The 1,454-nt window shown below is 66.1% G+C and carries 1 protein-coding gene; it reads right to left on the bottom strand.

What is annotated here, in order from left to right:
- The coding region (locus J8I33_RS34200; RefSeq protein ID WP_209939995.1) for an electron-transfer flavoprotein:ubiquinone oxidoreductase at positions 1 to 1,454 on the bottom strand (1,454 nt) is incomplete at both ends.

The following is a 1,454-nucleotide window of genomic DNA, read 5'->3' as shown; positions in this document are numbered from 1 at the left end:
TACGTGCGCAGGTTCACGTTCACCGGCACGCTCGCATCCTTCAGCGTCAGGTGCGCCGGCTGGTTCTCCTCGTGGTTCGTGTTCGAGATGAACACCGACGACAGCCGGTCGAACGTCAGCTTGCCGTCCGGCTTCGGATACGCGATCGGCTCGCACTGCGACGCCGGCTTCAGCATCTCGTGGTCCGCATGCTGGTGATGCAGCGTCCACGGCACGTTGCCGCCCATCACCTTCTGCTCGAGCCCGACCATCAGCGTGCCCAGGTACAGGCCCTTCGCCATCCATTGCTTGAAGTTGCGCGCGCGGTACAGCTCCGTGTACAGCCACGATTGCTTGAACGCATCGGGGTACGCGTTGAGCTCGTCCGACTGACGGCCGGCCTGCACCGCGTCGAACGCGGCGTCGGCCGCCAGCATGCCGGTCTTGATCGCCGCGTGGCTGCCCTTGATCCGCGATGCGTTCAGGAAGCCCGCGTCGTCGCCGATCAGCGCGCCGCCCGGGAACACCGTCTTCGGCAGCGACAGCAGGCCGCCGGCCGTGATCGCCCGCGCGCCGTACGACACGCGCTTGCCACCTTCCAGGAACGCGCGGATCGACGGGTGCGTCTTGTAGCGCTGGAATTCCTCGAACGGCGACAGGTACGGGTTCGTGTAGCCCAGGCCCACCACGAAGCCGACCACGACCTGGTTGTTGTCCATGTGATACAGGAACGAGCCGCCGTACGTGTCGGACTTCAGCGGCCAGCCGGCCGTGTGGATCACGAGGCCCGGCTTGTGCTTCGCGGGATCGATTTCCCACAGTTCCTTGATGCCGATCCCGTACGCCTGCGGATCGGCGTTCGCGTCGAGCTTGAACGTCGAGATCAGCTGACGGCCGAGGTGGCCGCGGCAGCCTTCGGCAAACAGCGTGTACTTCGCGTGCAATTCCATGCCGAGCTGGAAGTTCTCGGTCGGCTCGCCGTCCTTGCCCACGCCCATGTTGCCGGTGGCGACGCCCTTCACCGAGCCGTCGTCGTTATAGAGAATCTCTGCAGCCGGGAAGCCGGGGAAGATCTCGACGCCCAGCGCCTCGGCCTGCTGGCCGAGCCAGCGGGTCACGTTGCCCAGCGAAATCACGTAGTTGCCGTGATTCTTGAAGTTGTCCGGCAGCGCCCAGTTCGGCGTGGTCACCGCGCTCTTCTCGGACAGGAACAGGAAGCGGTCCTCGCTCACCTCGACGTCGAGCGGCGCACCGCGTTCCTTCCAGTCGGGAAACAGCTCGGTGATCGCGCGCGGGTCCATCACCGCGCCCGACAGGATGTGCGCGCCGATCTCGGAACCCTTCTCGAGCACGCACACGCCGATCTCGGTGCCTTTCTCGGCGGCCAGCTGCTTGAGCCGGATCGCCGCCGACAGCCCGGCGGGGCCGCCGCCGACGATCACGACGTCGTATTCCATCGATTCGCGCGGGCCGTA

Source organism: Burkholderia sp. AcTa6-5 (genome assembly GCF_017815075.1).
Lineage (GTDB): Bacteria > Pseudomonadota > Gammaproteobacteria > Burkholderiales > Burkholderiaceae > Burkholderia > Burkholderia sola.
The sequence above is the reverse complement of the archived record's forward strand: the minus strand, read 5'-3'. Positions and strand labels throughout refer to the sequence as shown.